Genomic DNA, 4237 nt, shown 5'->3' with positions numbered 1-4237 from the left:
ACCGACGCCTAACCCACCCACACCAAGCGCCCCGCCGGAGGCCGGCGGGGCGCTTGGTGTGGGTGGGTTAGGCGTCGGTCATGGTGAGGTCGGTGATGACGACCTCCTTCTTCGGGTGGCCGCCACCGGCCTGCTCGGCGAAGGCGCCGTCGTCGCCGGCCTCGGCGACCTCCTTGACGAGGTCCATCCCGCTGGTGATCGTGCCGAGCACGGTGTAGGCCGGGTCCAGCTGTGCGTCGCCGTAGACGATGAAGAACTGGCTGCCGGTGCTGGCCGGCTGGCCGGAGTTGGCCATCGCGATGACGCCAGCCTCGTACGGCGGACGCTTGTCGGTGGGCAGGTTCTCCTCGGCCATCCGGTAGCTCGGGCCGCCCGTGCCGTCGGTGTCCCGCCAGCCCTTGCCGGTGGCGCTCGGGTCGCCGCACTGGAGCACCTGGATGCCCTCGGTGACCAGGCGGTGGCACTTGGAGTTGTCGAAGAAGTTCTTCTCGGCCAGGTACGTGAAGCTACCCGCCGTGCAGGGGACCGCCGACTTGTCGATCCGCGCGGTGATCGGGCCCAGGTTGGTGGTGATCGTCATGGTCTGGGTGCCGACCCGGCTCTGCTCGACGTTCGGCATTCCGACGTCCTTGGTCGTCGGGCTCCGCTGGTCGGCCGGGATCTCCACCCAGTCGCACTGCACGGTGCTCGCGTTCTGGGCGGTGTTGTCGGTGCCGCTGTCGTCGCCGATCAGGCTGCTGACCAGCCAGGCCGTGCCGGCGACCACCAGGAGCAGGGCCACACCGCCCCCCACGACCGCCTGCGTCTGACGCCGCTTGCGGGCCCGTGCGGCCCGCTCGGCCATCTCCTTCTCGAGCCGGGCGCGGGCCGCCGCGCGCTGCCGCTCTCTGGTGGACGTCACGCCTCGATCCTCCTGGACGGTATGTGGATGCCGCTGCTGTGGTGGAACCGGCCGGTTCAACCGGCGCTCGCGCTGGCCTCGGGGGCGCCGGATGCCTCCGGGCTCGGCGTACCCGTGGGGGCCGGATCGGCGGGCGATGCCGGATCCAGCACCGGCTCACCGACGGTCAGGCTCTGGATGACCACGTCGTCCTTCTCCGGCTTGACCTTCTCCCCAGCCCCATTGTCCACGGTCGGCAGGGCTCCGATCTTCTCCACGACGTCGAGCCCCTCGGTGACCCGGCCGATGATCGGGTACTGCGGGTCCTCGGTGGGGGTGTGGTCCTTGAAGAAGATCAGGAACTGGCTTCCGTTGGCACCCGGCGGGTTCGAGATCATGGCGACCGTGCCCTTCGGGTACGTCGGTGCGGCGTCCGGAGCCGGGCTGGCCTCCGGTGACGCCTCCGGCGCGGTGGGCACGTTCTCGCTGTAGAACGTGTACGTCGGGCCGCCCAGCCCGGTGCCGCTGGGGTCACCGCAGCGCACCGCGCCCTCGGGGCGGATCTCGTGGCACTTGGTGTTGTCGTAGAACGACTGGCTCGCCAGGTGGGTGATGCTCGCGGCGGCGCAGGGGGCACCGGCCAGGTCCAGCTCGACGGTGATCGGCGAACCCTGGTTGGTGACGACTGTCATCGTCCGGATGCCGGTGACGGGCAGCCCGGTGGTGGCCGGCTCGCCGACATCCTTGAGGTTGCTGTTGCCCTGGGTGTTCTGTGGGGTCCAGAGGCAGGTCTCGTCGGCGGCGCTGGTGTCGGTCGGCTCGGAGTCGAACGCGCCGAGCGCCCAGGCCGAGCCCGCGACCACAAGCAGCAGAACCAGAGTGGTGCCGACGCCTGCGCGAATCTGCCGGCGACGTTTGGTGGCAGCGGCCCGCCGGGCCATCTGCCGGTCGAGCTTGGCCCGCGCCAGTTTGCGCTGCCGGTCCCTGCTGGAAGCCACCCGTGCTCCCCTTCCTCTACCCTGGTCGTCAGCCGGTGGTCGCGTAGCCGTCGGGCGGCAGGTGCGCCACGCCACACGCCCGCCAGAGTGTACGGGTACCGGCTGGGAAAGTGGTGTACGAGGTGGCCGTCGATGTTCATCGGGGTGCGTGAGTGTCCTCTGGTGCCGCTGGGACGCCATCTGCGGTGACCGGTCGGGCCGTGCCGGTTAGGCTGCGCAACGACGTACGCCAGCGCGACGGAAAGGGGAGCGGACGTGCTCGTGGCCGGCTTTCCCGCGGACGCCTTCGGCACCAACTGCTATGTGGTCGCCGCCGGTCCGGGGGAACAGTGCGTGGTGGTCGACCCCGGCATCGGGGTGATCGACCGGCTCGACGCGCTGCTCGCCGAGCACCGCCTGCATCCGGCCGCGGTGCTGCTCACCCACGGGCACCTCGACCACACCTTCTCCGTGGCACCGGTCTGCGGGGCGCGCGGGATCACCGCGTACGTGCACCCGGGCGACCGGGAGTTGCTGGCCGACCCGGCCAAGGGGCTGTCGGTGGAGATGGCCCAGCTGTTCGGCGGACGCCTGCCGTACACCGAACCGGAGGACGTGGCCGAGTTGGCCGACGGTGCGACGCTCACCCTCGCCGGGTTGGAGATCACCGTCGACCACGCGCCCGGCCATACCGGCGGGTCGGTGCTGTTCCGGCTGCCCGGCGCCGGCTCGCCCTGGGAGGCGGAACAACTCTGCCTCTCCGGTGACGTGCTCTTCGCCGGCTCGATCGGCCGCACCGACCTGCCGGGCGGCAGCATGCCGACGATGATCACCAGCCTGCGGGACAAGATCCTTCCGTTGGCCGACGACACCGTCGTACTGCCCGGCCACGGCCCCGCGACCACCATCGGCCGCGAGCGCGCCACCAACCCGTACCTCGCTGAGGTGGCCGGGATGGGCGGCGGGCGAGCGACGGCCCCCACCCGCGGCCTGTAGCGCCGCACCCACGCTTTCCCGCGCGGACCGTGCGGGTTTCCGAACGGAGCATCATGAGCAAGCCCACGCCCATCTCCGGCTTCCCGGAGTGGACGCCTGCCCAGCGGATGATCGAGCAGTACGTCCTGGACCGGATCCGGTCGACCTTCGAGCTGTACGGCTTCGCGCCGCTGGAGACCCGGGCCGTCGAGCCGCTCGACCAGCTGCTGCGCAAGGGCGAGACCTCGAAGGAGGTCTACGTGATCCGGCGGCTGCAGGGCGATCCGGAGGGTCCGGCCGGTGACGACGCCCTCGGCCTGCACTTCGACCTGACTGTGCCGTTCGCCCGCTACGTGCTGGAGAACGCCGGCAAGCTGCACTTCCCGTTCCGCCGCTACCAGATCCAGAAGGTGTGGCGCGGGGAACGCCCGCAGGAGGGTCGCTACCGGGAGTTCCTCCAAGCCGACATCGACATCGTCGACCGGGACACCCTCGCCCCGCACCACGAGGCGGAGATGCCGCTGGTGATCGGCGACGCGCTGCGCTCGCTGCCGATTCCGCCGGTCCGCATCCAGGTCAACAACCGCAAGATCTGCGAAGGTTTCTACCGGGGCATCGGGCTGACCGACCCGGAGGCGACGCTGCGTGCTGTCGACAAGCTCGACAAGATCGGCCCGACCGGTGTCACGGAGCTGCTCGCCGAGACCGCCGGGGCGACCGAGGCACAGGCCAAGGCGGTGCTGTCACTCGCCGAGATCTCCGCACCGGACGCCTCCTTCGCCGACGCGGTGCGCGCGCTCGGAGTCAGCGATCCGCTGCTCGACGAGGGCGTCGAGGAACTGGTCCGGGTGGTGCAGACCGCCGCCGAGCACTCGCCCGGCCTCTGCGTGGCCGACCTGCGGATCGCCCGCGGCCTGGACTACTACACCGGCACCGTCTACGAAACCCAGATGATCGGGTACGAGCGCTTCGGTTCGATCTGCTCCGGCGGCCGGTACGACAACCTGGCCAGCGCCGGCAACGTCAGCTTTCCCGGGGTGGGCATCTCGATCGGGGTGACCCGGCTGCTCGGCCTGCTCTTCGGCGCCGGCGCCCTGTCGGTGTCCCGGGAGGTGCCCACCTGTGTCCTGGTGGCGGTGACAAACGAGGAGCTGCGTGCCGCCAGCAACCGCGTCGCCGAGGCCCTACGCTCCCGAGGCATCCCCACCGAGGTGTCACCGAGCGCGGCCAAGTTCGGCAAGCAGATCCGCTACGCCGAGCGGCGCGGCATCCCGTACGTCTGGTTCCCCGGCACCGACGGCGCCCCCGACGAGGTCAAGGACATCCGCTCCGGCGAGCAGGTCGTCGCCGCAGCGGGAGAGTGGACCCCGCCCCGAACCGACCTCACCCCCTCAATCACCTGACC

At 70.7% G+C, this 4237-nt stretch carries 4 protein-coding genes; 2 read left to right on the top strand and 2 right to left on the bottom strand.

What is annotated here, in order from left to right:
- Positions 1-67: 67 nt before the first annotated feature.
- Together C1I93_RS29005 and C1I93_RS29000 are read right to left on the bottom strand one after the other, a co-directional pair.
- Positions 68-901 carry a peptidylprolyl isomerase gene (locus C1I93_RS29005; RefSeq protein WP_111246443.1) on the bottom strand — a complete coding sequence of 278 codons (834 nt, stop codon included), beginning with the start codon at positions 899-901 and terminating at the stop codon, positions 68-70.
- Between the two features lie 56 nt (positions 902-957).
- Positions 958-1878 carry a peptidylprolyl isomerase gene (locus tag C1I93_RS29000; RefSeq protein WP_111246442.1) on the bottom strand — a complete coding sequence of 307 codons (921 nt, stop codon included), beginning with the start codon at positions 1876-1878 and terminating at the stop codon, positions 958-960.
- A 255-nt stretch (positions 1879-2133) separates the two neighbouring features.
- Between C1I93_RS29000 and C1I93_RS28995 the strand changes: the two genes are divergently transcribed.
- On the top strand, positions 2134-2853 hold the full coding sequence (locus C1I93_RS28995) for an MBL fold metallo-hydrolase (RefSeq protein WP_111246441.1): 720 nt from the start codon (positions 2134-2136) through the stop codon (positions 2851-2853).
- A 53-nt stretch (positions 2854-2906) separates the two neighbouring features.
- Positions 2907-4235: a histidine--tRNA ligase gene (gene hisS / locus C1I93_RS28990; protein ID WP_111246440.1), complete on the top strand. Its 1329-nt coding sequence runs from the start codon at positions 2907-2909 to the stop codon at positions 4233-4235.
- Positions 4236-4237 lie beyond the last annotated feature (2 nt).

The sequence above is a fragment of the Micromonospora endophytica genome (genome assembly GCF_003236305.1).
In the GTDB taxonomy this organism is placed as follows: domain Bacteria; phylum Actinomycetota; class Actinomycetes; order Mycobacteriales; family Micromonosporaceae; genus Micromonospora; species Micromonospora endophytica.
The sequence above is the reverse complement of the archived record's forward strand: the minus strand, read 5'-3'. Positions and strand labels throughout refer to the sequence as shown.